Source organism: Oceanobacillus jordanicus (genome assembly GCF_022095695.1).
Lineage (GTDB): Bacteria > Bacillota > Bacilli > Bacillales > Amphibacillaceae > Oceanobacillus_B > Oceanobacillus_B jordanicus.
Genome location: NZ_JAIFZM010000004.1, coordinates 147,740 through 173,941 on the forward strand (window position 1 = coordinate 147,740; position 26,202 = coordinate 173,941).

At 37.7% G+C, this 26,202-nt stretch carries 30 protein-coding genes; 28 read left to right on the top strand and 2 right to left on the bottom strand.

Annotated elements, in window-relative coordinates:
- Window position 1: 1 nt before the first annotated feature.
- The 8 genes from sigF to K3T81_RS06555 all read left to right on the top strand — a co-directional run bounded on the left by sigF (window position 2) and on the right by K3T81_RS06555 (window position 6,718).
- Window positions 2–763: an RNA polymerase sporulation sigma factor SigF gene (gene sigF, locus K3T81_RS06520; RefSeq protein ID WP_106896860.1), complete on the top strand. Its 762-nt coding sequence runs from the start codon at window positions 2–4 to the stop codon at window positions 761–763.
- A 247-nt stretch (window positions 764–1,010) separates the two neighbouring features.
- A complete protein-coding gene (locus K3T81_RS06525) occupies window positions 1,011–1,619 on the top strand; it encodes a stage V sporulation protein AA (RefSeq protein ID WP_249226093.1) in 609 nt (202 codons plus the stop codon).
- The gene (locus tag K3T81_RS06530) at window positions 1,597–2,025 is read left to right on the top strand and encodes a stage V sporulation protein AB (protein ID WP_106896858.1); all 429 of its coding nucleotides are present in this window, start codon (window positions 1,597–1,599) and stop codon (window positions 2,023–2,025) included. Before K3T81_RS06525 ends, K3T81_RS06530 begins: the two co-directional genes overlap by 23 nt.
- A gap of 24 nt (window positions 2,026–2,049) precedes the next feature.
- On the top strand, window positions 2,050–3,528 hold the full coding sequence (locus K3T81_RS06535) for a spore germination protein (protein ID WP_036572743.1): 1,479 nt from the start codon (window positions 2,050–2,052) through the stop codon (window positions 3,526–3,528).
- 297 nt (window positions 3,529–3,825) lie between these two features.
- Entirely contained in the window at window positions 3,826–5,133 is a 1,308-nt protein-coding gene (gene lysA / locus K3T81_RS06540) for a diaminopimelate decarboxylase (protein WP_238018946.1), read from the top strand.
- 68 nt (window positions 5,134–5,201) lie between these two features.
- Window positions 5,202–5,639, top strand: coding sequence for a peptidylprolyl isomerase (locus K3T81_RS06545; RefSeq protein ID WP_036572746.1), 438 nt, complete (start codon window positions 5,202–5,204; stop codon window positions 5,637–5,639).
- 35 nt (window positions 5,640–5,674) lie between these two features.
- Window positions 5,675–6,142: a M50 family metallopeptidase gene (locus tag K3T81_RS06550; RefSeq protein WP_238018948.1), complete on the top strand. Its 468-nt coding sequence runs from the start codon at window positions 5,675–5,677 to the stop codon at window positions 6,140–6,142.
- Between the two features lie 216 nt (window positions 6,143–6,358).
- A complete protein-coding gene (locus K3T81_RS06555; RefSeq protein WP_106896855.1) occupies window positions 6,359–6,718 on the top strand; it encodes a GNAT family N-acetyltransferase in 360 nt (119 codons plus the stop codon).
- Window positions 6,719–6,816: 98 nt separating this feature from the next.
- On the opposite strand, the gene K3T81_RS06560 is transcribed toward K3T81_RS06555, so the two are convergent.
- Entirely contained in the window at window positions 6,817–6,900 is an 84-nt protein-coding gene (locus K3T81_RS06560) for a YjcZ family sporulation protein (RefSeq protein ID WP_036572750.1), read from the bottom strand.
- A gap of 148 nt (window positions 6,901–7,048) precedes the next feature.
- Here K3T81_RS06560 and K3T81_RS06565 point away from each other — a divergent pair, with 148 nt between their 5' ends.
- From K3T81_RS06565 to K3T81_RS06640, 16 genes are all read left to right on the top strand, one after another.
- Window positions 7,049–7,786 (top strand): segregation/condensation protein A, encoded by a 738-nt coding sequence (locus K3T81_RS06565; RefSeq protein ID WP_106896854.1) that lies wholly within the window; start codon window positions 7,049–7,051, stop codon window positions 7,784–7,786.
- Window positions 7,787–7,788: 2 nt separating this feature from the next.
- On the top strand, window positions 7,789–8,388 hold the full coding sequence (scpB, locus tag K3T81_RS06570) for an SMC-Scp complex subunit ScpB (RefSeq protein ID WP_106896853.1): 600 nt from the start codon (window positions 7,789–7,791) through the stop codon (window positions 8,386–8,388).
- A gap of 106 nt (window positions 8,389–8,494) precedes the next feature.
- Window positions 8,495–9,367, top strand: coding sequence for a superoxide dismutase (locus tag K3T81_RS06575; protein WP_238018950.1), 873 nt, complete (start codon window positions 8,495–8,497; stop codon window positions 9,365–9,367).
- Window positions 9,368–9,516: 149 nt separating this feature from the next.
- Window positions 9,517–10,617 (top strand): D-alanyl-D-alanine carboxypeptidase family protein, encoded by a 1,101-nt coding sequence (locus K3T81_RS06580; protein ID WP_238018952.1) that lies wholly within the window; start codon window positions 9,517–9,519, stop codon window positions 10,615–10,617.
- A gap of 1 nt (window position 10,618) precedes the next feature.
- The gene (locus K3T81_RS06585) at window positions 10,619–11,206 is read left to right on the top strand and encodes a nucleoside recognition domain-containing protein (RefSeq protein WP_106896850.1); all 588 of its coding nucleotides are present in this window, start codon (window positions 10,619–10,621) and stop codon (window positions 11,204–11,206) included.
- Window positions 11,207–11,737, top strand: a complete 531-nt coding sequence (locus tag K3T81_RS06590) for a spore maturation protein (RefSeq protein WP_106896849.1) — start codon at window positions 11,207–11,209, stop codon at window positions 11,735–11,737.
- A 341-nt stretch (window positions 11,738–12,078) separates the two neighbouring features.
- Entirely contained in the window at window positions 12,079–12,813 is a 735-nt protein-coding gene (locus K3T81_RS06595) for a pseudouridine synthase (protein ID WP_106896848.1), read from the top strand.
- Between the two features lie 63 nt (window positions 12,814–12,876).
- A complete protein-coding gene (gene resA, locus K3T81_RS06600) occupies window positions 12,877–13,455 on the top strand; it encodes a thiol-disulfide oxidoreductase ResA (protein ID WP_238018954.1) in 579 nt (192 codons plus the stop codon).
- Between the two features lie 28 nt (window positions 13,456–13,483).
- Window positions 13,484–15,127 (top strand): cytochrome c biogenesis protein ResB, encoded by a 1,644-nt coding sequence (resB, locus tag K3T81_RS06605; protein ID WP_238018956.1) that lies wholly within the window; start codon window positions 13,484–13,486, stop codon window positions 15,125–15,127.
- A gap of 21 nt (window positions 15,128–15,148) precedes the next feature.
- The gene (gene ccsB / locus K3T81_RS06610; protein WP_238018958.1) at window positions 15,149–16,342 is read left to right on the top strand and encodes a c-type cytochrome biogenesis protein CcsB; all 1,194 of its coding nucleotides are present in this window, start codon (window positions 15,149–15,151) and stop codon (window positions 16,340–16,342) included.
- 141 nt (window positions 16,343–16,483) lie between these two features.
- Entirely contained in the window at window positions 16,484–17,197 is a 714-nt protein-coding gene (locus tag K3T81_RS06615) for a response regulator transcription factor (RefSeq protein ID WP_106896844.1), read from the top strand.
- On the top strand, window positions 17,197–18,963 hold the full coding sequence (locus K3T81_RS06620; protein WP_238018959.1) for an ATP-binding protein: 1,767 nt from the start codon (window positions 17,197–17,199) through the stop codon (window positions 18,961–18,963). Before K3T81_RS06615 ends, K3T81_RS06620 begins: the two co-directional genes overlap by 1 nt.
- A gap of 37 nt (window positions 18,964–19,000) precedes the next feature.
- Window positions 19,001–19,435, top strand: coding sequence for a DUF4430 domain-containing protein (locus tag K3T81_RS06625; RefSeq protein WP_238018961.1), 435 nt, complete (start codon window positions 19,001–19,003; stop codon window positions 19,433–19,435).
- 5 nt (window positions 19,436–19,440) lie between these two features.
- Window positions 19,441–19,941 (top strand): ECF transporter S component, encoded by a 501-nt coding sequence (locus K3T81_RS06630; RefSeq protein WP_238018962.1) that lies wholly within the window; start codon window positions 19,441–19,443, stop codon window positions 19,939–19,941.
- A gap of 204 nt (window positions 19,942–20,145) precedes the next feature.
- On the top strand, window positions 20,146–20,688 hold the full coding sequence (locus tag K3T81_RS06635) for an RNA polymerase sigma factor SigX (protein WP_238018964.1): 543 nt from the start codon (window positions 20,146–20,148) through the stop codon (window positions 20,686–20,688).
- The gene (locus tag K3T81_RS06640; protein WP_238018965.1) at window positions 20,678–21,829 is read left to right on the top strand and encodes a hypothetical protein; all 1,152 of its coding nucleotides are present in this window, start codon (window positions 20,678–20,680) and stop codon (window positions 21,827–21,829) included. Before K3T81_RS06635 ends, K3T81_RS06640 begins: the two co-directional genes overlap by 11 nt.
- 136 nt (window positions 21,830–21,965) lie before the next feature.
- On the opposite strand, the gene K3T81_RS06645 is transcribed toward K3T81_RS06640, so the two are convergent.
- Window positions 21,966–22,220 (bottom strand): ferredoxin, encoded by a 255-nt coding sequence (locus K3T81_RS06645; protein WP_106896838.1) that lies wholly within the window; start codon window positions 22,218–22,220, stop codon window positions 21,966–21,968.
- A 156-nt stretch (window positions 22,221–22,376) separates the two neighbouring features.
- Here K3T81_RS06645 and K3T81_RS06650 point away from each other — a divergent pair, with 156 nt between their 5' ends.
- The 4 genes from K3T81_RS06650 to K3T81_RS06665 are packed head-to-tail and all read left to right on the top strand — an operon-like array spanning window position 22,377 to window position 25,863.
- Window positions 22,377–23,456 (top strand): YpbB family protein, encoded by a 1,080-nt coding sequence (locus tag K3T81_RS06650; protein WP_159033250.1) that lies wholly within the window; start codon window positions 22,377–22,379, stop codon window positions 23,454–23,456.
- On the top strand, window positions 23,443–24,975 hold the full coding sequence (locus K3T81_RS06655; protein ID WP_106896836.1) for a RecQ family ATP-dependent DNA helicase: 1,533 nt from the start codon (window positions 23,443–23,445) through the stop codon (window positions 24,973–24,975). Before K3T81_RS06650 ends, K3T81_RS06655 begins: the two co-directional genes overlap by 14 nt.
- Window positions 24,972–25,559, top strand: coding sequence for a CPBP family intramembrane glutamic endopeptidase (locus K3T81_RS06660; protein WP_106896835.1), 588 nt, complete (start codon window positions 24,972–24,974; stop codon window positions 25,557–25,559). The genes K3T81_RS06655 and K3T81_RS06660 overlap by 4 nt, the downstream gene beginning before the upstream one ends.
- The gene (locus K3T81_RS06665) at window positions 25,549–25,863 is read left to right on the top strand and encodes a hypothetical protein (RefSeq protein WP_106896834.1); all 315 of its coding nucleotides are present in this window, start codon (window positions 25,549–25,551) and stop codon (window positions 25,861–25,863) included. The genes K3T81_RS06660 and K3T81_RS06665 overlap by 11 nt, the downstream gene beginning before the upstream one ends.
- Window positions 25,864–26,202: the final 339 nt, after the last annotated feature.

The following is a 26,202-nucleotide window of genomic DNA, read 5'->3' on the forward strand; positions in this document are numbered from 1 at the left end:
TATGAATGTAAATGTTGAGCGCCAGAAGCGGAAAGAAACACTAACAGATGATCAGGTTAAAGAATATATTAAACGTAGCCAGCAGGGCGATAAACTGGCTAGGGATATATTAGTTGAAAAGAATGTACGCTTAGTGTGGTCAGTTGTACAGCGTTTTATTAATCGTGGTTATGATCCAGATGATTTGTTTCAGATTGGTAGTATAGGTTTAATTAAATCAATTGATAAGTTTGACCTGTCCTATGATGTTCGCTTTTCTACCTATGCTGTCCCCATGATTATTGGAGAAATTCAACGTTTTATTCGAGATGATGGCAGTGTCAAAGTAAGCAGGTCTTTAAAGGAAACGGGTAATAAAATTCGAAGGAAAAAAGACGAGCTAACAAAAAAATTCGGTCGTTCACCTACTGTTAAAGAATTAGCAGAGGCTATGGAGCTCTCACCGGAAGAAATTGTTCATGCACAGGAAGCGGCAAAGTCACCCCATTCTATTCACGAAACCGTATTTGAAAATGATGGGGACCCAATTACATTGCTTGATCAAATTGCTGATCAGGATACAAGATGGTTTGACAGGATTAGCTTGCAAGAAGCTATTCGTTGTCTGAATGAGAGGGAGCGTCTAATTGTATACCTGCGTTACTACAAAGACCAAACGCAGTCTGAAGTGGCTGAGCGGCTAGGAATCTCACAAGTACAAGTCTCGAGATTAGAGAAGAAAATCTTACATGATATGAAAGTAAACTTAGACTTTACTTCATGATAAATTTTTAAAAAGGTTGCACAATAAGTAGAGCTAAAGCAAATTCCGAATAACCATTCGTTTCTTACGGGGGTATTGACGCCCGGTAAGTAAGATTCGAGAGGTTGTTCGGTTTTTTGTGTCCATATTATACGCCTTGATTTATATACATCAATATGCTTTTTAAAATTACCAATCATAAAAACCATTGTTCTGTAAATAATACATTATAAACGATTCTGGTAGAGGGTGATTAGCTGTGAGTGAGATGATTTACCTGAGAATGAAGAAGCACTTAGAAATTACAACACTAAAGGAATTAAAGCTAAAAGATATCGCTCATATTTCTGCACAACCAGTTTGGAAGAAAAAGCTAGAATCCGTACCAATCTATCGTCTGTCCAAAAAGGACCAATCGATCGTAATAATTGATGGTTTTGTTATTATTGACCATATAAGTCAACTGTTTGAAGATATGGAATTTCAGTTAATTGGCCCGGAGCAAACGATCATTCGCATTCTCAAAAAAAGTAAGTCGCCTAATATTTTATTTGCAACGGCAGTATGGCTCATACTGTTTATTGGAACTGCAATGACGCTAATGAATTTTCATTATGATGTAAGCATGCAGGAGGTACAACAGAAATTACATTTTCTATTAACAGGAAAGGAAAATGAATATCCTTTATGGATACAAATTCCATATTCTTTAGGATTAGGGTTAGGGATGCTACTGTTTTTTAATCATTGGTTTAACAGACGGTTTAACGAGGAACCAAGTCCGCTTGAAGTTGAAATTTACAAATATCAGCAAGATCTTGATAATTACGTCATTCAATATGAGAGCGAATTAAATGATCGTAAGCCTTTTGACTAATCTAATACAAATCGTTATCGGACTATCAAGCGGAATGGCAGTGGGAGGAGGTTTTGTTGCCTTTCTTACTGTTTTAGGCGTTATACCAAGATTAATCCAATTGAGTAAAACTGGAAGAATGTTAAAAGTATATATTGGTTGTGTTATCGCAGGTAGTTTGTTTGGCACCTATTTATCCTTTACTTCGATAAACTGGGAACAGCCACTTTTATTCTTAGTCATTTGGGGTCTGTTTCATGGAATATTTAATGGAATGCTAGCTGCTGCCCTAACTGAAGTCTTGAATGTATTCCCGATATTATCTAAGAGGATTGGTATGGATGGCTATCTCTTGTGGATGCTAATGGCTATTTTATTTGGAAAAGTCGCAGGCTCACTTTTTCAATGGATTTATTTTGTAAAGTAATTTTCAGGTGGAAGGTGTGAAAGCATGCGTCAAAAAGATGATAAAATAGAAATTGCAGCAAATATAAAAGAAAACAAGGCTTATATGGAAAAGCGTCTTGGAATGGACGTTTCATTTGACCTTGGTTTTAGAGAAGTTATTATATTAAAAAGAAAAGTGCATGTTTATTATCTAACAGGGTTGTGTGACTCCATTATAATTCAGGACCTATTGAAGGAACTGGTTAACTTAAATGATCACGAATCCAACAGTAAGAAGCTACCTGAAATAATTGAAAATCGTCTCTTGCATCAACAAGTTGAATCGGTTAAAACGATGGATGAATCAGTAGATCAGGTTTTGTCTGGACTTATAGTTGTATTTATTGATGGGGAAAGGTTTGCCTATGTTGTAGATGTTCGTCATTACCCAGGACGGACCCCAGAAGAACCAGATACAGAGCGCGTTATCCGTGGTTCGAGAGATGGCTATACTGAAAATATTATTGAAAATACCGCCCTTACCAGAAGAAGGTTACGTGATGCAAGGCTTAGACACGAAATGCTTAAGGTAGGGGAAAGGTCCAAGACAGATGTCTGCGTAAGCTATGTAAAGGATATCGCAGATGAAGGGCTAGTACATTTAATAAAGAAAAAAATACAGGACATCGAAATTGACGGAATTAGTATGGCAGATAAAACTATTGAAGAGTTTATCATTGATCGAAAGTGGAATCCATATCCTCTTGTCAGATATACGGAAAGACCAGATGTTGCTGCAAATCATTTACTAGAAGGGCATGTCCTCATTTTGGTTGATACTTCCCCGAGTGCGATAATATTGCCAACTACTTTTTTTCATCATTTACAGCATGCTGAAGAGTATAGACAGGCACCAGCGATTGGAACATTTGTAAGATGGATCCGTTTCTTAGCAATCCTTGCTTCCATGTATCTCTTGCCACTTTGGTTACTTTTTGTACTCGATCCTACGATCCTTCCGAAGGCACTTGCTTTTATCGGGCCGAATGAGGAAGGAAATATTCCGATTACGATCCAAATTGTAATGGCTGTTATTGGGATCGAATTTCTGAGAATGGCTGCCATCCACACACCGACTCCCTTATCCACTTCAATGGGTTTAATTGCGGCCGTGTTAATAGGACAAATAGCAATTGATGTGGGGATGTTTAGTCCAGAGGTCATTCTCTATGTATCGATCAGTGCGATAGGATCATACGTTACTCCAAGTTACGAATTAAGTGTTGCAAATAAAGTAGTCAATATTATGATGGTGATTTTCACCGGTTTATTTGGCGCAATTGGGTTTGTGATCGGGATAACACTTCATATTATGTACCTTGTAAATCTAAAATCAATTAAGACTCCTTATTTATGGCCTTTTTTGCCATTCAATCCAAAAGCTATGCTACAAATTATCTTCCGTATTCCTGTACCATACTCGAACAGCAGACCAAGTATAGTACATCCGAAAAACAACTACCGTCAGCCAACAAAAAAATAATCCACCTTTCCATTTTAGAAGGTGGGATGAAGACAATTGAATACTGTTACGAAAATGCCGAACGATCATTCGATACTTTTAGGTGAAGTAGGAATATTGCTCGGCAATTTTTTAGCCATTTTCTTTAAACTTCCAAATAGCAGATAAATATGTAGCTTTGTTAACAATTACCAAACAACTTTTTTAATTTTTTTGCGTTACATGCCACTAATGCGATAAGTCTTGGTCTTGTCCTCTTTTCAATTCAGCTTTATTATGATAAAGTTTTAAATTATATTTAGTAACGGAGGACGCTTTATGATCATCGATAGACACCCATTCACTGTTAATAGTCATGGCCATCTAGAAATTGGAGGGGTAGATGCCCTAAGCTTGGCACACGACTTCGGTACACCATTATATGTATATGATGTTTCCCTCATAAGAAGGAATGCCCGTTCATTTGTTGACACTTTCAAAGAATTGGGTGTTAATGCAAAAGTAGCGTATGCGAGTAAAGCATTTTCATCCATTGCAATGCTCCAGGTAATACAACAGGAAGGACTTTGCCTTGATGTTGTATCAGAAGGTGAACTTTATACCGCGGTTGAAGCAGGTTTTCCATCCGAAAGAATCCATATGCATGGAAATAATAAAAGCAGACAAGAACTCCAAATGGCAATAGAACAAAATATCGGATGTATCGTCTTGGATAATTTTTATGAGATTGAACTTCTAGGAGACCTCTTAGATCAGCAAAATAAAGAAATGGATGTTCTAATGCGCGTTACTCCGGGGGTCAATTCAAAAACCCACCAGTATATTATGACGGGGAACGAGGACTCAAAGTTTGGCTTTAATTTAAAAAACGGTCAGGCCGATAAAGCTTTCCAACTCCTTAAAAAGTATCCATCTATTCGCTTTAAAGGATTACATTGTCACATTGGGTCACAAATATTTGAAACAGACCGCTTTCTAAGTGCTACAGAAATATTATTTGCAGAACTAGCCAAATGGAAGCGAAACGACAACTATATCCCAGAAGTACTGAACCTGGGAGGAGGATTTGGAATCCGCTATACTTCCGAGGATGAGCCTATTCCTTATGAACAATATGTTTATGCACTAGTGGAAGAGGTTAGAAAACAATCAGAAGAAATGGATATCCCTCTGCCGGAAATTTGGATGGAACCTGGACGAGCTATAGTCGGAAATACCGGTGTAACTTTGTATACGATTGGCTCAATGAAGTCGATTCCTGGTATAAGAGAGTATATATCTGTAGATGGCGGTATGACAGATAATCTACGACCTGCTTTATATGGAGCTAAGTATGAAGCAGTGATTGCGAATAAAGCGGATCAAACACCTGTAAAAGAAGTTTCCGTTGCTGGAAAATGCTGTGAATCTGGTGATATGCTTATTTGGGATTTGCCGGTACCAGAAGTACAAACTAATGATGTATTAGCAGTTTTCTCTACTGGTGCTTATGGTTATTCCATGGCAAGCCACTACAACCGGTTTGCTAAACCTGCTGTAGTCTTTGTGGAAAACAAGGAAGCAAAGCTTGTCGTGAAAAGAGAAAGCTACCAAGACGTAGTTAAGAACGATTTGTCTTACTTGTAATTGCTTTTCAATTCATAGATTAAATGATAAACTTGTCGTGGTTTATTAAATATAAAGGAGATGCAAACATGACTAAAAAAGGATATTTCCTAATGGAAAATGGCAATAAAATAGAATTTGAATTATACCCGAACGAGGCTCCAAATACAGTAGCTAACTTTGAAAAGCTTGCTAATGAAGAGTTTTATAACGGTTTAACTTTCCACCGTGTAATTGATGGCTTTGTTAGTCAAGGTGGTTGCCCGACTGGAAACGGTACTGGTTCTGCAGGTTATACAATCGATTGTGAAACGGAAGGAAACCCTCATAAGCATGTCGAAGGCAGTCTATCTATGGCACATGCGGGGAAAAACACGGGAAGCTGTCAATTCTTTATTGTTCATGAGCCACAACCACATTTAAATGGCGTACATACCGTGTTTGGACAAGTTACGTCTGGAATAGAACATGCAAAAGCAATGAAAAATGGGGATGTAATGAAAGAGGTTAAAGTATTTTCTGAATAACCGTGTAAGCCCACGCTTACCTTAGGGAGTTCGAAATGGTGGATATTTATCTCATAACCTTTCTCCTGTTTGTTGCAGCACCAATTAGTATTTTCTTGCATGAACTTGGACATGCATTAGCAGGAGTTATTTTCAAGGCTGAACTTGTTTATCTAACTATTGGCCGGGGGAAGCGAGTGATCGAATACTCCTCCGGCAAACTTCATTTCATTATTCATGCTGGATATTTTATGGGGGGATATGCAAATAGTGAACGAGTCACACCTTTTAATCGTTTTGAAAGATTCATAATTAGTATATTTGGGCCGTTTGTCAATATTGTTGTATTCCTTTCTATTTGGGAGTTACAGAGCCATTTTAGGAGCGATTATTTACAATTGTTCGCTTTATTTAATCTCTGGTTGGTCATCATTAATTTAGTACCATTTAAATTGAAAAATCAGAAGTCTGACGGATACAATATACTTGAAACGATTGTGCGCAAAGATAAATTGAATAGCTAATGTATGCATTTTCTGTTAATTGTTCATGATGATACATAATAGATGAAAAGAACTAGCTGATTTGACAATTGCTGTCATATCGTGCATAAATATATATAAACACCATTTGGGTAACCGAAACCTAGGATACAAATCAGCCGTAATCGGTCATAAAAATAACAGCAAAATAGCGAACTGAGAGACATTTGGGAGCTTTTTTGTTAATGAGGGGTATCTATGTTAATTCGTTACAAAAAAAGTCTGGAGAAGATTGCAATGGGTCTTTTATCTTTTATGCCTGAAGAAAAAGACGTAAAAAAACTCCAGAGCACAATAAAAGAATACGAGACGAATTCTGATTGGCATCTCTTCTTATGGAAAGAAGCTGATGATGTACTGGGAGCTATTGGAGTAAGACTGGAAGAGGATATTAATGCTGTCATTCAGCATATTTCTGTTAATCCTTCCCACAGAAATCAGGGAATTGGCAAGAAAATGGTAAATGAAGTGTCGAAGCTTTATGAGGAAAAATACGCAGTTTGTGCTGCGGATGAGATTCAACAGTTTTACACAAAGTGTGACGATGATATAGAATAAATCATACCATCAAAAAAAGCCAGCCTCTAAGGCTGGCCTTTTTCTTCTTTCCACCAAGGAAATATTTTAGCGATGCAATTTTGGGTTTCGCTAGAATCTTAGAACCAAGAAGCACCAACAATAATTAAAAGAATAAACAATACTACGATTAACGCGAAACCTCCGCCATAACTATTACTCATAATGAAATTCCTCCTTTTTCTTCTTAACATAAATGTTTTATGGTAACATTTATCTTACGTTAATAACGTATGATGGAATGCTTCAAGTTGTTTGGGCGGATGTTACATTGCTTTTTTATTTTCATTATTCATGAGAGGAAGTTTGCTTATGAGCGAAGCTTATCAGGTTAAGCTGGAGGCATTTGAAGGACCGCTTGATTTGCTGTTGCATCTAATAAATAAATATGAAATTGATATAAATGATATCCCTGTAGCACAGATTACAGAACAGTATATGCACTACATACACACTATGCAGAAGCTGGATTTAAATATCGCCAGTGAGTATTTAGTAATGGCAGCAACTTTAGTAGCTATTAAAAGTCAAATGCTCTTACCGAAACAGGAAATAGATGAAGAGATGGATGAATATGTAGAAGATCCAAGAGAGGAACTGATGCATCGATTAATTGAATATCGTAAATATAAAGATGCAGCGGAAAAGCTAAAACAGAAAGAAGAGGAATCAAGTCATTTGTTTACAAGATCTCCTGTTATATTTGAGGAACTTACACAAAGTCCTCAAAAAGTAGTTAAAGGGGAATTAACTATCTATGACATGCTCGGGGCTTTAGGGAAAATGATGGAACGAAAAAAATGGAAAGAACCGCTTGAGACAAAGGTTCAGAGGGCTGAGATACCGATTGAACAGCGTATGGATGAGGTCATAGAGCTTGTTCGTGACAGACGTGAAGGCGTCTATTTTGATGAACTTTTCACCTACCAGTCGCGAACTCATATTGTCATAACGTTTATGGCATTATTAGAATTAATGAAGTCTAGGAAAGTGTTTTGTGAACAAGAAAGGCATTTTGATGCTTTACTCGTTCACTATATGGAGGAATAGCAGTGGAAATTCAGCAAATGAAAGCAATATTGGAGGGCCTATTGTTTGCAAGTGGAGATGAAGGAATAACGGTTAAACAGCTATCGAATATTCTTGAAATCACTGAGGCCTCTGTGCATACCATACTAGAAGAGTTGAAGTATGATTATGAGAATAGGGAACGTGGCATTATGTTGATGCACTCCCACGGAGCCTACCACCTTACGACAAAACCGGAACATAGTAAGTTTTATCAAAAGTTTATTGAAACACCCCATCCGACTCGTATGTCACAGGCGGCGTTGGAAACATTAGCCATAATCGCTTATCAGCAACCTATTACTCGAACAGAAATCGAAGAAATTCGTGGGGTGAAGAGTGATCGCCCTGTGCAAACTCTTGTAGCAAGAATGCTAATCGAAGAAGTTGGCAGGAAGGACAGTATAGGTAGACCCATTTTATTCGGAACAAGCAAGGAATTTTTAACATTTTTTGGGTTAACATCTCTTGAGGACCTTCCTCCATTACCGGAAGGGCAATCGAATAGTGAATTAGAAGAAGAGGCTGATCTATTCTTTGAGAGGTTTAATGAACAATTTAAAGATGATGAACCATCTAATTAAAAAAGCTGGCATAATGGCCAGCTTTTTTAATTTTAACAAACTCCATACTAGTTAATTTGTTTCACCAATATTAAAAACTGGGCATAAGCTACAGTGAGGTGATGGAATGAGTACAATTCAAAATTACTTACAAGAATTACTGGTGTGGGGAGAAGAAGTGCAACGGAAAATCGATAGTCTAGAGATCAGCGCTGAAGAAAAGAGTAGCTTAAAAACACAGTTAAAATCATGGATAGAAGATGTTAAGGTCAATACAAGTCGTGAGCTTGCTCCTGATGATGAGATTATTAACGTGTTGCAAGGGGAGGCCCAACGGATCGTTCTGTCAATGAAACATAACAATAATAGTAATACCGAACAGATCGGGTATGGAAAACACAAGCTTCCCCAGCTTCCCTATAATTATAATGCACTGGAGCCTTATATAAGTGAAGCAATTATGCGATTGCATCATGATGTGCACCATCAAGCATATGTGGATGGGCTTAATAAAGCAGAAAACGAACTTTATGTAAAACAGCCTGATAAGAATCTCGTAAAGCACTGGCTAAGAGAACAAGCCTTTCATGGTTCTGGCCATAATCTCCACACTATTTTTTGGTTTAATATGACTCCTAATTCAGATAAGAAACCTTCTGGAGAACTATTAAAACAAATTGAAAAAGATTTTGGTACATGGAAGAAATTCGAAAATCTTTTTAGTAATACAGCTTCCTCTGTTGAAGGTGATGGGTGGGCTGTTCTGTATTGGAATCCAAGAAATGGAAGGCTTGGTGTACAATCCTTTGAAAAACATCAACTGTTTCAAATAGCAGATATTATTCCATTACTTGTTCTAGATATGTGGGAGCATGCCTATTATTTGCAATATAAAACGGATAAAGAAACTTATATTGAAAATTGGTGGAATGTTGTTAACTGGCAAAATGTGAATGAGAGATTTGCTAAAGCTAAAAAGCTAAAGTGGGCACTTTATTAATCTTTAAGTTGTATAGATTAATTCTGTTATTTTATAAGCAGGATCCTCTTATAGTTGGTTTTTGTTGAATACTTACATGTTTACATGTCATAACTGATGTAGACATGCATAGACTATACAGACACCTAATCTGTGGGAGGAAGCCTGCTATGAGATTTATATCTATACTTCTTATCTTTTTTATAATTGTTTTTTTATACCCAATTGCTGGACAAGCAGCACCAGGAGTTTCAGCAAATAATGCCATCTTAATCGAACAGTCTACTGGTAGGGTTTTATTTGAAAAGAAAGCGCATGAAAAACAATCTATCGCTAGTATTACGAAAATCATGACGGCGATCGTAGCGATAGAGTCTGGGAAAATGGGAGAAATGGCAAAGACAAGCAGAAAGGCAATACATACAGAAGGATCATCTATATACCTAGAGCAAGGTGAAAAAATGCTTGTAGAAGACCTGGTTTATGGTTTGATGTTACGTTCAGGCAATGATGCCGCTGTTGTGATAGGAGAACATATTGGTGGAAGTGAAGAGGGATTTGTTCATCTTATGAACGAGAAGGCAAAATGGCTTGGGATGACGAACACACACTTTGATAACCCGCATGGTCTTGATTCGGATACCCACTATTCCACAGCTTATGATATGGCAATTCTTATGCAATATGCAATGGATAATGAGAAGTTTCAAGAGATTACAGGAGCAACATCATACCTTTCCAAGAGTAGGACGTACAGCTGGCAAAACAAGAATAAACTCCTAACCCAATTATATGAATACTGTATTGGCGGAAAAACTGGCTATACAAAAAAGACAGGAAGAACACTAGTAAGTTCTGCTGAAAAGGATGGGATGAAGCTAATTGCCGTAACATTAAATGCCCCTAATGATTGGCAAGATCATATAGGAATGTTTGAATGGGGGTTTGAAAATTATTCCCTTGAGACGATTGATGATAAAGGAAAAGCTGCCTATACATTGCCTGATTTTGAGGAGCCTATTGTTGGTCATATCGCATCAGAAATACATTTTCCTTTAGCAAAATCAGAACGATCGCTCATTACGCAGCAAAATTACATTCTAAAAGACGAAACAAAGTCAGAGGATAATATTATCGGCAAGAAGGTCTACTATTTTAATGAAGATCAAATTGGCGAAGTATTTATTTATAAAGAAGACGAAGGAAAACAAAGAGACAATTTTTTCACCAGTACCCTAGATATTTTTCAAGACATTGTGGGATGGCCATAATATGGTTAACCTAATATGGGCAGGTATGGCTATTATCGGGATTGTTTATGCCATGCTTGCGGGGACAATGGATAAAGTAAATGAAGCTATTTTTAAAAGCTCTGGTGAAGCAGTAACCCTATCAATTGGTCTTATTAGTGTGCTAGTGTTTTGGTTGGGAATCATGCGAGTTGCAGAAGAAGCAGGGATTTTACGGATTCTTGCCAAAGGGTTTCGCCCGTTGGTGAGTAGGCTCTTTCCTGAAATACCAAAGGATCACCCAGCAATGGGATATATCCTATCCAATTTAACAGCTAATCTGTTTGGGTTAGGTAATGCAGCTACTCCAATGGGAATAAAGGCGATGGAACAAATGAAGCAACTAAGTGGTACGGATACAGCCTCTCGTTCTATGATTACTTTTTTAGCCTTAAACACCTCCAGCCTTACGATTATTCCTACTACGGTAATAGCAATTCGCATGCAATATAACTCTGTATCACCGACCGAAATAGTTGGTACTACTATAATAGCTACCATTATCTCGACTACAAGTGCGATTTTAATTGATAGATTTTATTTTTATAGAAGTAATCGGAGGGGAAAATAAATGGGAATTGTAACCTCTGTCAGCGTTTGGCTCATTCCGTCCTTTATTTTAATTGTACTACTAGTAGCGTCGTGGAAAAAAGTGCCTGCATATGAAACGTTTGTAGAGGGAGGGAAAGAGGGTGTTAAGATGGCCTTTTCTTTACTTCCTTTTTTAGTTGGAATGATTGTCTCAATTTCTATTCTCCGAGCATCAGGGGCCATGGAAGCCTTTATTGGGCTTATAGCTCCCCTTTTAAGCCTAATAGGTATCCCGCCCGATATTATACCACTGGCTCTTGTTAGGCCAATTTCCGGAACAGCAGCGTTAGGCATGACTACGGAGTTAATTCAGACACACGGACCCGACTCTTTCATTGGTAGACTTGCTTCAACCATGCAGGGGAGCACAGATACAACACTCTATATATTAACTGTCTATTTTGGTGCAGTCGGAATACGGAAAATGCGTTATGCCTTAAAGGTTGGCCTGTTGGCAGATGTTATTGGGATAGTTGCCTCTATCATCGTGGTAAGGTTCGTATTTGGTTAAAGACATGTAGCATGTTTCATATAAGCGTTCTTTCATTTTTTACTTTAGAAAATTGCATAGCGTAATAAAGCCGAGTGAATTCGACTAGTAATTTTAAAGGTCGATGGTCATTCGGTTTTTTACTTACCTACTTTGGAATCCGAGTATTGTACTATAAATGTTATTCTCTTTATGTGTTTAAGAATTATTTTTAGTTTATAATATATGGTACAATTACTTGGGAACGTTTTAACTCACATCTATAGAAACCTGGCAATAGTCAAAAAAGTTCTGGACAAGTAAGTTAGCGTAAGTCTCACGCCATGTTAAATGGTTCGATACAAAAGGAAATGGTGATATAAATGTCAAACATGAATGAACGTCTTCAAAAGGTTATTGCCCAAAGTGGTCTTACCTCAAGAAGAAAAGCAGAAGGATTTATAACGGAAGGAAAAGTAAAGGTGAATGGCCGGGTTGTAACGGAACTTGGTACAAAGGTAACACCAAGTGATAGCATTGAAGTGGATGGGGTTCCATTGGTGAAGGAAGAGTTGGTTTACTACTTACTCTATAAGCCACGGGGCGTTATCTCCAGTGTTAAAGACGATAAAGATAGAAAAGTTGTAACAGATCTACTTATAGGCATCCCTGAACGTGTCTACCCTGTTGGTAGACTGGACTACGATTCTTCCGGCGTCTTGCTTTTAACAAATGATGGCGAATTTGCTAACCTTCTAATGCATCCAAAATATGAGGTCGATAAAGTTTATGTTGCCAAGCTCAAAGGCATTCCAACTAAGATAGAATTAGGCCAGCTAAAAAAAGGAGTAAAATCCGATAATGACCTATTAAAAGCAGTTCAGTATAATGTTCTTTCCGTGGATAAGAAAAAGGACTCTATGCTGCTTGAATTAACTCTACGCGAAGGAAAGAACCGCCATGTAAGAAGAATGATGGAGAGCTTAGGCTACCCTGTTGAGAAGCTAAAACGGGAATCATATGGCCTTTTAAATCTTGATGGGCTACAGCCAGGGAAATATCGCGCATTGACGCCAAAAGAAGTTAAACAGATGCGGAATTTGGCGTTAAAATTGTAAGATAATAGTCAAAATTAGCTTCCAGGTCTAATGGTATAATAATTACTTGGAGGAGTGATCTGTTTGAGTCGGGACCAAGCAAAGAAAACGAAAAAGAACAAAAAGAGAAACCGCTTTATTTTCAGAATTAGCATCCTTGCCATTCTGGTTATTGCGCTTACCTTCGCATTAGTTTCTAATTTGCAAAAAGATAATACAATTTATAATGTGGGAGATCAAGCACCAGATTTTATGCTTAATCAAATTAGCCATAATAATGATTTGGAAACTTTTAGACTTAGCGACTACAAAGGCAAGGGCGTTATGTTGAATTTCTGGGGAACTTGGTGTAAACCATGTAAGAAGGAAATGCCATATATGGAGCAACTCTATCCTGAATACAAAGAAAAAGGAGTCGAGATCATCGCCGTTAGCTTGGACGCAACCGAGCTAGTTGTAAATAGGTTTATTGATGATTACAATTTGACATTTCCTATTCCATACGATGCTAAAGGCGAAGTGAAAGACCTTTATAAGATTGGTCCTATACCAAGTACTTTCTTTATAAACCCAGACGGCACAATAGAACACATTGTGGAAGGAGCATTATCACTGGAATCCTTAGAAAAACATTTACAGGATATACAACCAAACGCATCGTGATAATGATTACAAATTGTGAGGGATTTTTATGAAAAAAATGAAGTGTGACTGCGGGCATATAAACCCGGAAGGCACGATCCTGTGTGAAGCATGCGGGAAGCCTATTGAGGGGAACCAGCATATTGAAGGAAATGATGAAAAAAATCTACTTAATATGCGTTATGACGGGACAGCTAGACGATCACAAACCTATAATAAATCTATAGTGGATAAAATTTGGAGCTTTTTTTCTTCCGTGAAAGTAGGCGTATGGCTTATTTTTATAGCTTTGGTCTCTTCGGCCATTGGCTCAATATTCCCGCAAGAAATATACATACCAGCAGACGCGCCGAATAGAGCTCCGGAGTTTTTCTATGAAGACAGATATGGAATTTTAGGCCTTATATATTACCAATTGGGCTTTCACCACTTATACAGCTCTTGGTGGTATATGATCCTTATCGGGCTAATAGGTGTCTCACTTGTCATTGCGAGTCTTGACAGGTTTGTTCCTTTATTCAAAGCGCTTAGACATCAAAAGGCAAAACGACATGAGTCCTTTTTGAGTCGACAACGTTTGTTCAGTAAATCGGACAATGTGTCGAGCGAGGATTTGAAAACGTTAAAAGAGAATTTAAAAAAACAGCGTTATAAAGTAAGGGACGAAGATGGGTATATACTTGCAGAGAAAGGCCGCTTTTCAAGATGGGGCCCATATGTTAACCATATCGGATTAATCATCATATTAATTGCTGCTATCCTACGGTCAACACCTTTTTTCTATACGAATGAGTATGTATGGGTAAGAGAAGGTGAACAATTAGTCATCCCGGGAACCGATGGAGAATACTACATTGAGAATCAGGACTTTATCTTGGAAACATATGACGAAAATGATGAACGTTTTCGTGATGCCATCTCGTTAGAAGGAGCAGATGTACCTAGTAATTACCAAACAGACGTCACGATTTATAAGGCTGAAGACAATCCGTTACCAGGAGCTGAAGCAGAGTTGAATCAAATCGCAGAAGGTTCGATACGAATGAATCATCCTGTGAAATTTGATGGCTACTCTGTTTACCAATCTGGATACCAAGCTAACGAATTTGAAAAAATGTCGTTTAAAATTCATAAAAACGACGACCCAGAGGAAGAGGCCCTCGATACGTTCACAATAAACCTGACTGATCCAGAATCAGACTACCAATTAGAAAATGGTTTTAGAGTTGAATTGAGAAATTATTATCCGGATTATTATTTACAGGATGATGGGACACCTGCTTCCGAGACAAATTATCCGAGAAATCCGGCGTTTGTTATGTTTGTATACCCGCCTGACAGTGATACACCTGAGATTAGCTTTCTAGGCATTGGAAAGAATATTGATGCATCTGGTGAAAACCAATATAATGTTGGAATTACAGATTTTGAGATGCGTGATGCAAGTGGGTTAACTGTTCGAAAAGATTACTCTCTACCATTTTTCGGATTGGGCGCTGCAATCTTTATGATCGGTGTTATCCAGGGAATGTACTGGCAGCATAGAAGAATTTGGGTAAACCCGAAAGATGGCGGATTATTATTAGCCGCGCATACGAATAAGAATTGGTATGGGGTTAAGAAGGATATTGAAAAAGTAATTTCAGGGACAACCATTAAAAATGTAGCAGATCAGCAGGAAATAAATGACTAATAGTTGAACAGGAGGTTTGTCATGAGTGATTTAATACAGTGGAGTAGTGCACTACTTTACTCTGCTTTTATTCTATATTTGATCGCAACAATCTTTTTCTCCGCAACAATCCGAGATAAACGAGGAAAAAGCAAAAAAGGGAAAGCTGGAGGCATTGGGATCACGTTAACTATCATTGGCTTGATAGCACAAATAGGTTATTTTATCACCAGATGGATTGTTAGTGGACATGCACCAGTAAGTAATTTATTTGAGTTTATGACATTTTTCGGAATGACGATCGTATTCGCGTTCATTGTCATTTACTTTATATACAAGATCTCGGTACTAGGGCTTTTCGCATTGCCTGTGGCTTTAATTATTATTGCATATGCGAGCATGTTCCCTACAGAAGTATCGCCATTAATACCTTCATTACAAAGTCATTGGCTATACATCCATGTGACTACTGTCTCTCTTGGACAAGGTATTTTGACAATCAGCTTTGTTGCAGGGTTAATTTATCTTATTAAAAAGATTGATCAGACCGTTAAAAGCAAGAATACAACTTGGCTAGAAGTTGTATTGTATTCTCTTATATTGTTCGTTGGCTTTATTATCATCACGGTAGTATTTAACTTTATGAATTATAGCGCGCAGTTTGATTATCCTGCTACTGGTGGCAACACCGTAACAACAGAATATCATCTACCTGCTATCGCAGGGCCGACAGATGGTACACTGCTGACCAAAGATGTAATGGAACCACTGTTTGAGTCACCAGCCTGGATGCATGGAGCAGATGCAGGTAGAAAATTGAATACCTTAATTTGGTCTATTCTAACTGGCTCTATTGTTTACCTATTACTAAGGCTCGTTCTCCGTAAGAGACTTGGTGCAGCAATACAGCCACTATTAAAGAATGCAAAGCTTGATCTCTTGGATGAAGTTGCATATCGTGCTGTTGCAATTGGCTTTCCTGTCTTCACACTCGGAGGCTTGATCTTTGCTGCCATTTGGGCGGAAGAAGCCTGGGGAAGGTTTTGGGGTTGGGATCCTAAAGAAGTATGGGCGCTAATCACCTGGTTCTTTTACGCAGCGTTTCTTCATCTTCGCCTCTCAAGAGGTTGGCATGGTGAGAAATCAGCATGGCTTGCTGCAGTAGGTTTTGCAATTATTATGTTCAACTTAATTGTGGTGAACCTTGTACTAGCAGGCCTGCATTCTTATGCTTAACAGTACGGATTCACAACTTAACAAGGTATTCATCGTGGAATACCTTGTTTTACTGTTAACATATATGTTTACAGCCTATATGAGATACGTGCAAACTATGTTTATACTTAAAGTTAATAATTTGATAGGGGGACTGACCAAATGCCACTTGGAAAGGTATTAATAGTAGATGATGAAGAACGTATTCGCAGATTAATCAGGATGTATTTGGAACGTGAAGAGTATGAAGTAGAAGAAGCTGACAATGGTAAAGACGCACTTGAATTATCTCTTTCCAATGAATATGATGTCATTTTGCTCGACATTATGATGCCAGAAATGGATGGAATAGAAGTATGTCAGGAATTAAGAAAAGAAAAATCCACCCCAGTCATTATGCTTACCGCTAAAGGGGAAGAAGCGAATCGAGTCCAAGGCTTTGAAATTGGTGCCGACGACTATATCGTCAAGCCATTCAGCCCAAGAGAAGTAGTGCTCAGAGTAAAGGCATTACTACGCAGAGTATCACCTTCATCTGTTAATCAAGGAAACGGAGCTGCAAAAAATGTATTGGTATTCCCACATCTAGAAATTGATGATGATGCACACCGTGTCATGGCTGAGGGACAGGAAGTCAATTTGACACCGAAAGAGTATGAGTTATTATGCTTCCTAGCGAAATCACCGGACAAAGTGTTTAATAGAGAGCAACTTTTAAAGGAAGTATGGCAATATGAATTTTTCGGTGATCTACGGACTGTTGATACACATGTTAAGCGGTTAAGGGAAAAGCTCAATACGGTTTCCTCTGACGCAGCTAAAATGATCGTAACAGTATGGGGAGTAGGCTATAAGTTCGAGGTAGAAGAAAGCTAATGTTTTGGAAAAGTGTCGTTGGTAAACTTGCGATAACTATACTATTACTTGTTTCCTTTGTTCTATTTATTTTAACAATCTTGCTGTTGCAGTTTTTTGAAAACTTTCACATTGAATCTGCAGAAAGTGACATGTTACAAACAGCTACAAAGGTTTCGGTACTACTTGAACAGCATGAGAGTAGAGACTTGATTGCGGAAACGACGGAAAGGGTTAAAGACCCCGCTAGTCGTGTAGCCATTTTATACGAAGATAGTGATGTATGGGTATCCAAAGGTGGAGATGATAATTTATCAAGACTTGAGGAGACATGGCTGCAAAAAGAGAAGTTATTAGAGGAACTTGAAAATAATAATGAAATTCGCAAGCAAATGCTGTTGCCTGATGGTAATACAGAAGCAATGATTGTTGGTATCCCCACTCCAGATAACCAAGGTGCTATCTTTGTATACCAGTCACTTGACGTTATTGATCAAACGAAAGCAGAAACGACGAAGATTATCTTTCTTGCAGCAGGAATTGCGATTATCCTGACTGTTATTTTTGCTTTCTTCCTCTCTACAAGAATTACTTCACCGCTCATTAAAATGCGAGAGGCTGCTTTTGATTTGACAAGAGGGGAGTTTGACACGAAAGTTCCTATTCTAACCCATGATGAAATAGGGGAGCTCGCGTTGGCCTTTAACCGTATGGGAAGACAATTGAAATTCCATATTAATGCATTAAGACAAGAGAAAGAACAGCTCTCAAGTATTGTAAGCTCGATGGCAGATGGTGTCATCACTTTAAATCGAAATGGAGATATGATCGTAACCAATAGACCAGCCGAAAGATTTATTGAAAGCTTGTATTACGAGAATAACCGCGCAGTTAGTAGTGAAGATCGAAAGCTACCGGATGAGCTAAACCAAATTTTGTTGCAAGTTATTGAAGGAGAAACAGAGGTCCTTCATGAAATTAGTCTTCAGGGACGGAACTGGGTAATGTTAATGACGCCTTTATATGATCAAACATTTGTTAGAGGTGCTGTCGCGGTAATTCGGGATATGACTGAAGAGAGGCGACTGGATAAACTGCGTAAAGATTTTATTGCAAATGTATCGCATGAATTAAGAACCCCAATATCGATGCTCCAAGGTTATAGTGAAGCAATTGTCGATGATATAGCTGAAACGAAGGAACAAAAAAATGAGCTTGGCCAAATTATTCATGAGGAATCATTACGAATGGGGAGGCTGGTAAACGAATTGCTTGACCTTGCAAGGATGGAAGCAGGACACCAGCAGCTTCAAGTGGAAGAGATTGAGGTAGAGCCATACCTTAAACGGATAGTGAAGAAGTTTAGTGGATTGGCAACGGAAGGGAAAATACGTATTGAATTAAAACACAACATAGTAAAGCAAACCGCACGCTTTGATCCTGATCGAATGGAACAAGTATTGATCAATCTGATAGATAATGCAATTAGGCATACCTGTGAAGAGGGACATGTTACCGTATATGCCAATAATGATAATAGTGAGCTTTCTATCGAGATTAAAGATAGTGGAAGTGGTATTCCCGAAGATGATCTACCATTTATCTTTGAAAGGTTTTATAAAGCAGATAAATCCAGAGCTCGTAATGACAAGAAGAAAGGTACTGGTTTAGGGCTTGCTATAGCGAAAAATATCATTGATTCTCACCATGGGATTATTACAGTTAAAAGCAAGATAAACGAAGGAACTTCATTTACCATCCGATTGCCACATAAACGGAGCAGTTAATCTAAATAGATATCAGATAAGAAGTGGAGGAGATAAGATGCATAAAATACTATGGAAAACAGGAGCTTTCTTACTTTTCTTTGTACTACTTACAGGTTGTAGTTCAGGAACAAATCAAGAGACCGCACCAGAGTCAAACTCTGACCAAGCAGAGAGCAATCAGTCCTCTGAACAAAACGAAGACACGGTAAGAATTACCTTAACGAAAGATCAGGGTGAGGAATATATCCATGAAAAGGAAATACCAGTGGAAGAAGGGGATCTTCTTTTAGATGTACTGGAGGAGAATTTCTATGTAGAAACGGATGATACTGGCAAATTTATAACGTCAATTGAACGCGTTTCTTCAGACAATGATGAAGAAAGAGCCTGGATCTATACCGTAAATGGTGAATCTCCTAATGTAGGTGCAGCCGAGTATGAATTACAAGCTGGTGATGAAGTCGTTTTTGATTTTCAAAAATGGAAATAAAGTAAGTGAACAGTTATAAGCTTACTTTATTGGCGTTGCTAGCTTCTTTGGCAGTATTAGGCAGGTATGTATTCGCATTCCTGCCTAATGTTCAACCTGTTACTGCACTTATCATTATATGTGGCATAATGCTCGGACCAGCTTCTGCGCTGATCCTAACAATGTTGGTGACCTTTCTTTCTAACATGCTTCTTGGGATGGGGATCTGGGCCATTTGGCAGTTGTTATCTTGGGGACTCATCGGCCTCGTTAGCGGGCTTTTTAGAAAGCAACTAAGAAAAGCACCACTTTTCATTATCGCCATTTACGCTGCATTCTGTGGATTTCTATATGGATTCATTATTTCATTGACTAATTATCAAATTAGTGGACATTTTTGGCCTTATTACATGGCGGGATTACCTTTTGACACTCAGCATGCTATCGGAAATGCTTTGTTTATCATGTTGTTTTACCCAATCTTTTACTACCTATTTAAACAATACAAAAATAAACTTATCACTTAAAATGGTAAACTTTATTAATTGAATTTTAATCTACTATCGAAAATGGTCCCTATTAAAGCGGATCATTTTTTTATGTTTTAAGCTACCCCAATTAATTCAAATTCCAGATGGACTTGCTAAAATCCAGCATACTGACATATAGTGTACCTAGACTGTAACTTTTTAAAGAGACAAACGACTATCTATTAGAACGGGGGATCTTGCATGAAGGTCGCTTTTGATGAAATCTATGATCAATACCATCAAGATTTGTATCAATTTATATTTTATATGGTAAAAGATAAGCAGATAACAGAAGACTTAGTGCAGGAGGTCTACTTGAAGGTACTTAAATCTTCTGAACGGTTTAGGGGAGATAGCAGTATTAAGACATGGCTTTTTTCCATTGCAAGACATGTAAGTCTCGATCATTTTCGTAGGAAGAAACGTACCCGAGATCGAATTGCTGAGTATTTTGATTGGGGTGAGAAAAGCCATATTATAAAGGATGAGCGTCCACTCCCTGAAGAAATGGCAATTAAAAGTGAAGAAATTAAAAATTTATATACATACCTTGATTCTTGCACAGTTGATCAAAAAAGTGTTCTCATCCTTAGATATATCCAGTCATTTTCTATCCAGGAGACTGCAGCTATTTTAAATTTCACTGTTAGCAAGGTGAAAACAACTCAACACAGAGGGCTTAAGTTATTGAAAAAGCACATCATCGAAGAGCAGGAGAAAGGAGGGGGATCTAATGGATTCTAACCAGCAGAAGTATGACGAAATTACAGAACAGCTTTCCCAATTTCCAACATTTACAGATAGACGTGATAAAGAAACTATTAGACAACAGATCTTTGCGCAAATGAAGCAGGATGAACCTACAAAACAATATAAGCATAGAAAGAGATGGATACCTCTCGCCAGTACCCTGCTTGCGACAACCGTTTTAGTTTTTATTTCTTTCCTTTACTATTCGAATACCGATGTTCTAAAAGAGAACAGTACGCAACAGGATGCGATGGTTACAGAAGAAGAAACGTTAATAGAGAAAAGCGCAGACCAAGAAAATGGCGCCCAGTCTAATGGAAATTTGGAACCTTCTAATCAGATGGGAATGTTTGTGCAACAGACAAACGAGCAATCTATAGTCATCCATGGTGCAACAAGTGACCCCCAATTGCAGTTTGTCATCCCAGTTTCTTTTATTGCTCCAAATGACAAATCAAAAGAAATGTATTATAACCAGCTAGAGACCTATATACAGGAACATGTTCCGCTAAGGTCAAATTATTTATTCAAAGGGATATCGTTTAAATTAGATGAGGGAAATAAAAAAGTGATTTTAGAGCTCCCAAAAGACTTTAGTATTAGTGAAGGTTCTACTGTTCCCAATATGTTCGAAGACCAGTTACGTTCTATGTTCTCGCCATACGGTATTGAAAAAGCCGTTTTTAATAATAATGAGGGGATAGACTTCGGTCAATTTGGTACCATACATGAATTGGCTTTAAATAAAACAAAAACTGCCTATAAACTATATAGCGACGAACAAAATAATTTGCTTGTCGAGGTACCGCTCGATGAATATACAACAATAGAGGAAGCACTTGCAGAGATGCAAATTGGGGAGGAAGACTATAATGTTTTTCCGACTGTTCCAGGCGAAATGGAATTCTCAGTCGTCACACAAGGTGAGCAGCTCGATATATCCTTAGATAACGAGGTCACCATAGAGGATAGTCGTACTGGTACCATCATGGTAGAGGCAATCTTAATGACTGCAAAGAGCTTTGGATATAATTTTGTTAAGATAAATAATATCTCAGGTGACAGAGTAGGTTATTATGATGTATCAGAACCACTGCGAGTTCCCGATGCTGTGAACCCGATTATGCTTCATTAATGTTCCAGGAAAATATGAGCCGAGCGAATCTGATATTAACTATTGGCTCGGCTCAAAAAATGGTATGGTGGGTATGAGCTAACATTATGATAGCCTCTTCTGATATGGAAATAAGATTATTTTGGTGTAAGAAAGTTTAATCCTCTTCATATTTTAAGGGGTCGCCGTTGAAAGGCTGTGAAGATACTTTTACTGAATCCGTTGGACAACCTTCAAATGCATCAAGCATGTCTTCTTCTAATTCAGAATTCACCTCGATCATTCCCTTGTTATCGTCCAGTCTTACATATGCAATTCCTTCGTCATCGTAATCATATATTTCTGGTGCAGCCGCACCGCACGCACCACAAGCAATACACGTTTCAATATCCACAATGGTATACTTTGGCACTACTCCACCCCCAAATTGCTCTTATACTCAATCATTAATCCATTATAAACGGATTCCTTCTAATTTCAATAACAACAGCTTATCTTTCTTTTCATGTTACCATTCTTTATAATAGAATTATATATTCTATACAGGTAGAAGAGAGGAGGAGAAATGATGCTGCTTAAAGGAATCGTGCTATTATGCTGTAAAACGTTATCTGTGGAAAGAACAGAATCAGCAACCTTCCACATCCTTACAGGAAAAAAGTCTGTGCAAACAGTACAAGATATTCATCTGTATCAGCTAACAAAATATTACGGTGTCCACAGAAAATTAGAACGAACTGTTTACGATCGAATACTTAAAGAATTACATGAGGAAGGGTTTATAATACGGGATCATACTTCACTTACGCTTGAATTAACCAACCAAGGGGAGGCATGGCTACAAGAAATTAAAGAGCAACTACCACTACATTATTTTAACGGCTTAAAGTTCAAAAGCAGTGCAGTGTTATTTCTTGAACGATTAATCCTGCTTGTCCAAACGTTTTCTAATGTAGGGATGAATCATTTCTCTTTTATCCCGGTACTTGACAATCCCTTGGTTGAAAACTGGGTGAAGGAACAGTATAGGTTAAATAAAGAACGAATTTCCATTTACCTGAACGACTTACATAGCGAACTTTTACCATTACTCCAGAGTATTAAAGGAAAGGAAGCCAGCATTTTTGTTGACAGGTTAAGTGGACACCAGTACTATGGCATGAGCTGGGAGCAATTAGCTAAAAATTATGATATGACTATAGAAGATGTACAGATACTCCTAACTGGTATTTCTCATAAAATGGTACACCAAATCTTAGAAAATAAAGCATCTTTCCCGTTGCTTTATCAGGTGATAGAAGAAGGAAACAATAAACGTCTTATGACAGAATCTGCTTATAAGACATACCAGTTACTTGAGAAAGACTACTCCATTGAAAATATTGCATTGGTACGCAATTTGCGTATTAATACAATTCAGGATCACCTTGTGGAGATTGCGCTTTATCAAATGGACTTTCCTATTGAGCGTTATGTTCCTTCCGATATTCAGAAGGACATTTTAGCAGCGATTGAAAAAGCATCTTCCAATAAATTAAAGGAAATTAAAGGACTAACAGAATTAGATACTACATATTTTCAAATACGGCTATTTATGGCAGGAATCGATTATGTAGAGCAAACGGGTGATATTAATGTCTACAATTAACTTAGAAAAGGAGCTTGATACGTATTTTGGCTATCAAGCTTTTCGTCCAGGTCAACGGGAAATTATTGAGGATGCCATGTCAGGAAACGATGTATTAGGAGTACTTCCAACCGGATCTGGTAAGTCTATCTGTTATCAATTGCCGGCAATGCTTTTGAAAGGTGTAACAATAGTTGTCTCACCGTTAATTTCCCTTATGATGGATCAAGTAAAACAATTAAAGGCGATAAATATAAAAGGTGTTGTTGCCATCAATAGTTTCATGGACACGAAGGAACGAAGGGAAATATGGAATAAATTACATCGGTATAAATTAATATATATATCTCCAGAATTGCTTCAGCGACCAGATGTTCAGCGAAAATTAAAGCTGGTAGGAGTAGATCTTTTCGTTGTCGACGAAGCCCATTGTATCTCGCAATGGGGGCATGAATTTAGACCGGACTATTTGAAACTAAAAAAAATCATTACATTCTTGGACAACCCAACTGTACTTGCATTAAGTGCTACTGCCACGACAAATGTCCAGCAGGATATTTTATCATATCTGAATAAACCGAATATGATAAAACATATCTATCCAATTGACAAACCGAACATTACGTTTAATGTTGAACACTTATCTGGTGAAAAGGAAAAACAGGAGAAAATTGTTTCGTTGTTAAAAGCTTATTATGTTCCGACTATTATTTACTTTTCCAGCCGGTTAGAGGCAGAAAACATATCGGCCCTACTTAGCTTAAAAACAGATCGTCGCGTTGCATTTTATCATGGTGGAATGGAGTCACAAGACCGAATTATCATCCAACAACAATTTATGAACGGTCAGTTAGATGTCATTTGTTGCACGAGCGCCTTTGGAATGGGGATAAATAAAAAAGACGTTCGGTTGGTCATACATTACCATTTAACGCCACAGCTGGAAGCCTATATTCAGGAGGTTGGCAGAGCAGGACGTGATAATAAATCGAGTGTAGGACTATTATTATTTTCCGAAGGCGATATTTTTTTACCAAAGAATATAATAAAAGGTGAACTGCCAACCAAAAATGAAATAACTACCGTGTTTCGCCAATTAAAAGCGATGTATGATCAAGGTCAGACGCTTCCCACTACAGATCAAGAGAATTTAGCGGTGTTTCAAGTTTCTGAATCGAAGTGGCGTTTTTTACAGTACCAATTTGAAAAACATGATATCCTTAAAGAAACCGTTATAAAGTATGACCAACAATTATGGAAAGAAGCTTTTCTTGCTATTAGCAATAGGTGTGAGGAGCGATTAATTAAGAAGGACAAGCAACTACAGTCCGTCATTAAGTGGATTTATCATACGGGTTGTCTCCGGAAAAAGCTGTATCAAGATTTCCAGCCGTCGTATACGGAACCAGTTGATCAGTGTTGCAGTAATTGTGGTTTTTCTTGGAAAGATTGGCAACCTGAACAGCTAACACACCAACGAGAGAAGGCATACTCTTGGGAGGAAAAACTTAAAAAACTCCTTTTGGTGGATGTGCAATGAGTCAAAGAGAAATTATATTAGGAATGACTGATCGAGCACTAAGAAAGCAAGTTATATTATCACAAGGTCTTCTCCTTGCTGCTAGTATTATTTTAAGTTTGTTATTATTTGATTCAATAGAGGATTGGTTCCAATACTTTAACTGGAACCCAAAAGAGATTTTTTATTTTGGACTATTGCCTGGTATTATAATTGTCTTAATTGATGTTATTTTGATGCGCTTCTTACCGAAATCTACCTTCGATGACGGTGGGGTTAATGAAAAACTATTTACGGGGCAGCCAGTCTCATCTATTTTTTTTCTTTCCTTGCTTGTTGCATGGACTGAAGAAATGTTATTTAGAGGCGTCATTCAGACCTCATTTGGGTATGTTTTTGCAAGTGTTTTCTTTGCAATTGTCCATATACGTTATTTAAAAAAGCCTATTCTCCTGGCTTCTGTTCTAATGATTAGTTTTTATATTGGTTATTTATTTGAACAAACCGGGAATTTGTTTGTAACTATTACGGCGCATTTTATTGTTGACTTTTTATTAGGGGTAACCATTCGCTATTATAAGGGAGGAATAATCGGTGAAGCATAATACAAAAGAAACAGAAGATCAGGCTGACGAGCTTCGAAGGATCTTTGTGGAACTAGAGAATTCTGTTGAACCAATGACACCAAATGAAAGAGAAGAAACAGAAAGTCATCCCAAAGGTGATGAGATGGACTTACTTAACTTACCTCCCAGAAAAGAAGTACATGATCAGAACGCAAAGCGCCCTAAATTGAAAATGAGTATGTCTTTATTCAGGCTAACAATTGTTGTTATCTTTTTATTTTGTATCCTGGCAGGAGTGTATTTTATATGGCAGGATGAAATAATGTTATTTTTCACAAGCTAATAATAGGACAAGACGTTAAATTTGCAAGTTCTATAGGTAAACAAACCAAGGCAAAATAATGGTACAAATTTTTTAGAGCATTCTGTTGCTTCCCTACACTTCAAGAAGGTAGATGCCTATTTTTCTACGAGAAAAAGAATGCTAAAACCCATCTACCGCTGATGGTTTAACACATTCCTTTGATATCTCAAATCGGAATACCTAGGCTAAAGCTTGAAAGTAGTGAAAAATGAGGCTGTCAAGTTCAACATACTAACAAAAAGCATATAGTATAGAGAAAGAGCTTTGTAAGGGAATAATAATTAGACCGCTTTAAACAGATGATTATTTGGAGGAGGA

Coding starts and splice junctions, on each gene's coding strand:
- sigF (WP_106896860.1), top strand. CDS start 2: ATGAATGTAAATGTTGAGCGCCAGAAGCGGAAAGAAACACTAACAGAT.
- K3T81_RS06585 (WP_106896850.1), top strand. CDS start 10,619: ATGGTTAACCTAATATGGGCAGGTATGGCTATTATCGGGATTGTTTAT.
- K3T81_RS06545 (WP_036572746.1), top strand. CDS start 5,202: ATGACTAAAAAAGGATATTTCCTAATGGAAAATGGCAATAAAATAGAA.
- K3T81_RS06640 (WP_238018965.1), top strand. CDS start 20,678: ATGGATTCTAACCAGCAGAAGTATGACGAAATTACAGAACAGCTTTCC.
- K3T81_RS06550 (WP_238018948.1), top strand. CDS start 5,675: ATGGTGGATATTTATCTCATAACCTTTCTCCTGTTTGTTGCAGCACCA.
- K3T81_RS06590 (WP_106896849.1), top strand. CDS start 11,207: ATGGGAATTGTAACCTCTGTCAGCGTTTGGCTCATTCCGTCCTTTATT.
- K3T81_RS06635 (WP_238018964.1), top strand. CDS start 20,146: ATGAAGGTCGCTTTTGATGAAATCTATGATCAATACCATCAAGATTTG.
- K3T81_RS06620 (WP_238018959.1), top strand. CDS start 17,197: ATGTTTTGGAAAAGTGTCGTTGGTAAACTTGCGATAACTATACTATTA.
- K3T81_RS06525 (WP_249226093.1), top strand. CDS start 1,011: ATGATTTACCTGAGAATGAAGAAGCACTTAGAAATTACAACACTAAAG.
- K3T81_RS06565 (WP_106896854.1), top strand. CDS start 7,049: ATGAGCGAAGCTTATCAGGTTAAGCTGGAGGCATTTGAAGGACCGCTT.
- lysA (WP_238018946.1), top strand. CDS start 3,826: ATGATCATCGATAGACACCCATTCACTGTTAATAGTCATGGCCATCTA.
- ccsB (WP_238018958.1), top strand. CDS start 15,149: ATGAGTGATTTAATACAGTGGAGTAGTGCACTACTTTACTCTGCTTTT.
- K3T81_RS06615 (WP_106896844.1), top strand. CDS start 16,484: ATGCCACTTGGAAAGGTATTAATAGTAGATGATGAAGAACGTATTCGC.
- K3T81_RS06660 (WP_106896835.1), top strand. CDS start 24,972: ATGAGTCAAAGAGAAATTATATTAGGAATGACTGATCGAGCACTAAGA.
- K3T81_RS06580 (WP_238018952.1), top strand. CDS start 9,517: ATGAGATTTATATCTATACTTCTTATCTTTTTTATAATTGTTTTTTTA.
- K3T81_RS06530 (WP_106896858.1), top strand. CDS start 1,597: ATGATCGTAAGCCTTTTGACTAATCTAATACAAATCGTTATCGGACTA.
- K3T81_RS06575 (WP_238018950.1), top strand. CDS start 8,495: ATGAGTACAATTCAAAATTACTTACAAGAATTACTGGTGTGGGGAGAA.
- K3T81_RS06535 (WP_036572743.1), top strand. CDS start 2,050: ATGCGTCAAAAAGATGATAAAATAGAAATTGCAGCAAATATAAAAGAA.
- K3T81_RS06595 (WP_106896848.1), top strand. CDS start 12,079: ATGTCAAACATGAATGAACGTCTTCAAAAGGTTATTGCCCAAAGTGGT.
- K3T81_RS06655 (WP_106896836.1), top strand. CDS start 23,443: ATGTCTACAATTAACTTAGAAAAGGAGCTTGATACGTATTTTGGCTAT.
- K3T81_RS06650 (WP_159033250.1), top strand. CDS start 22,377: ATGCTGCTTAAAGGAATCGTGCTATTATGCTGTAAAACGTTATCTGTG.
- resB (WP_238018956.1), top strand. CDS start 13,484: ATGAAAAAAATGAAGTGTGACTGCGGGCATATAAACCCGGAAGGCACG.
- K3T81_RS06625 (WP_238018961.1), top strand. CDS start 19,001: ATGCATAAAATACTATGGAAAACAGGAGCTTTCTTACTTTTCTTTGTA.
- K3T81_RS06560 (WP_036572750.1), bottom strand. CDS start 6,900: ATGAGTAATAGTTATGGCGGAGGTTTCGCGTTAATCGTAGTATTGTTT.
- K3T81_RS06555 (WP_106896855.1), top strand. CDS start 6,359: ATGTTAATTCGTTACAAAAAAAGTCTGGAGAAGATTGCAATGGGTCTT.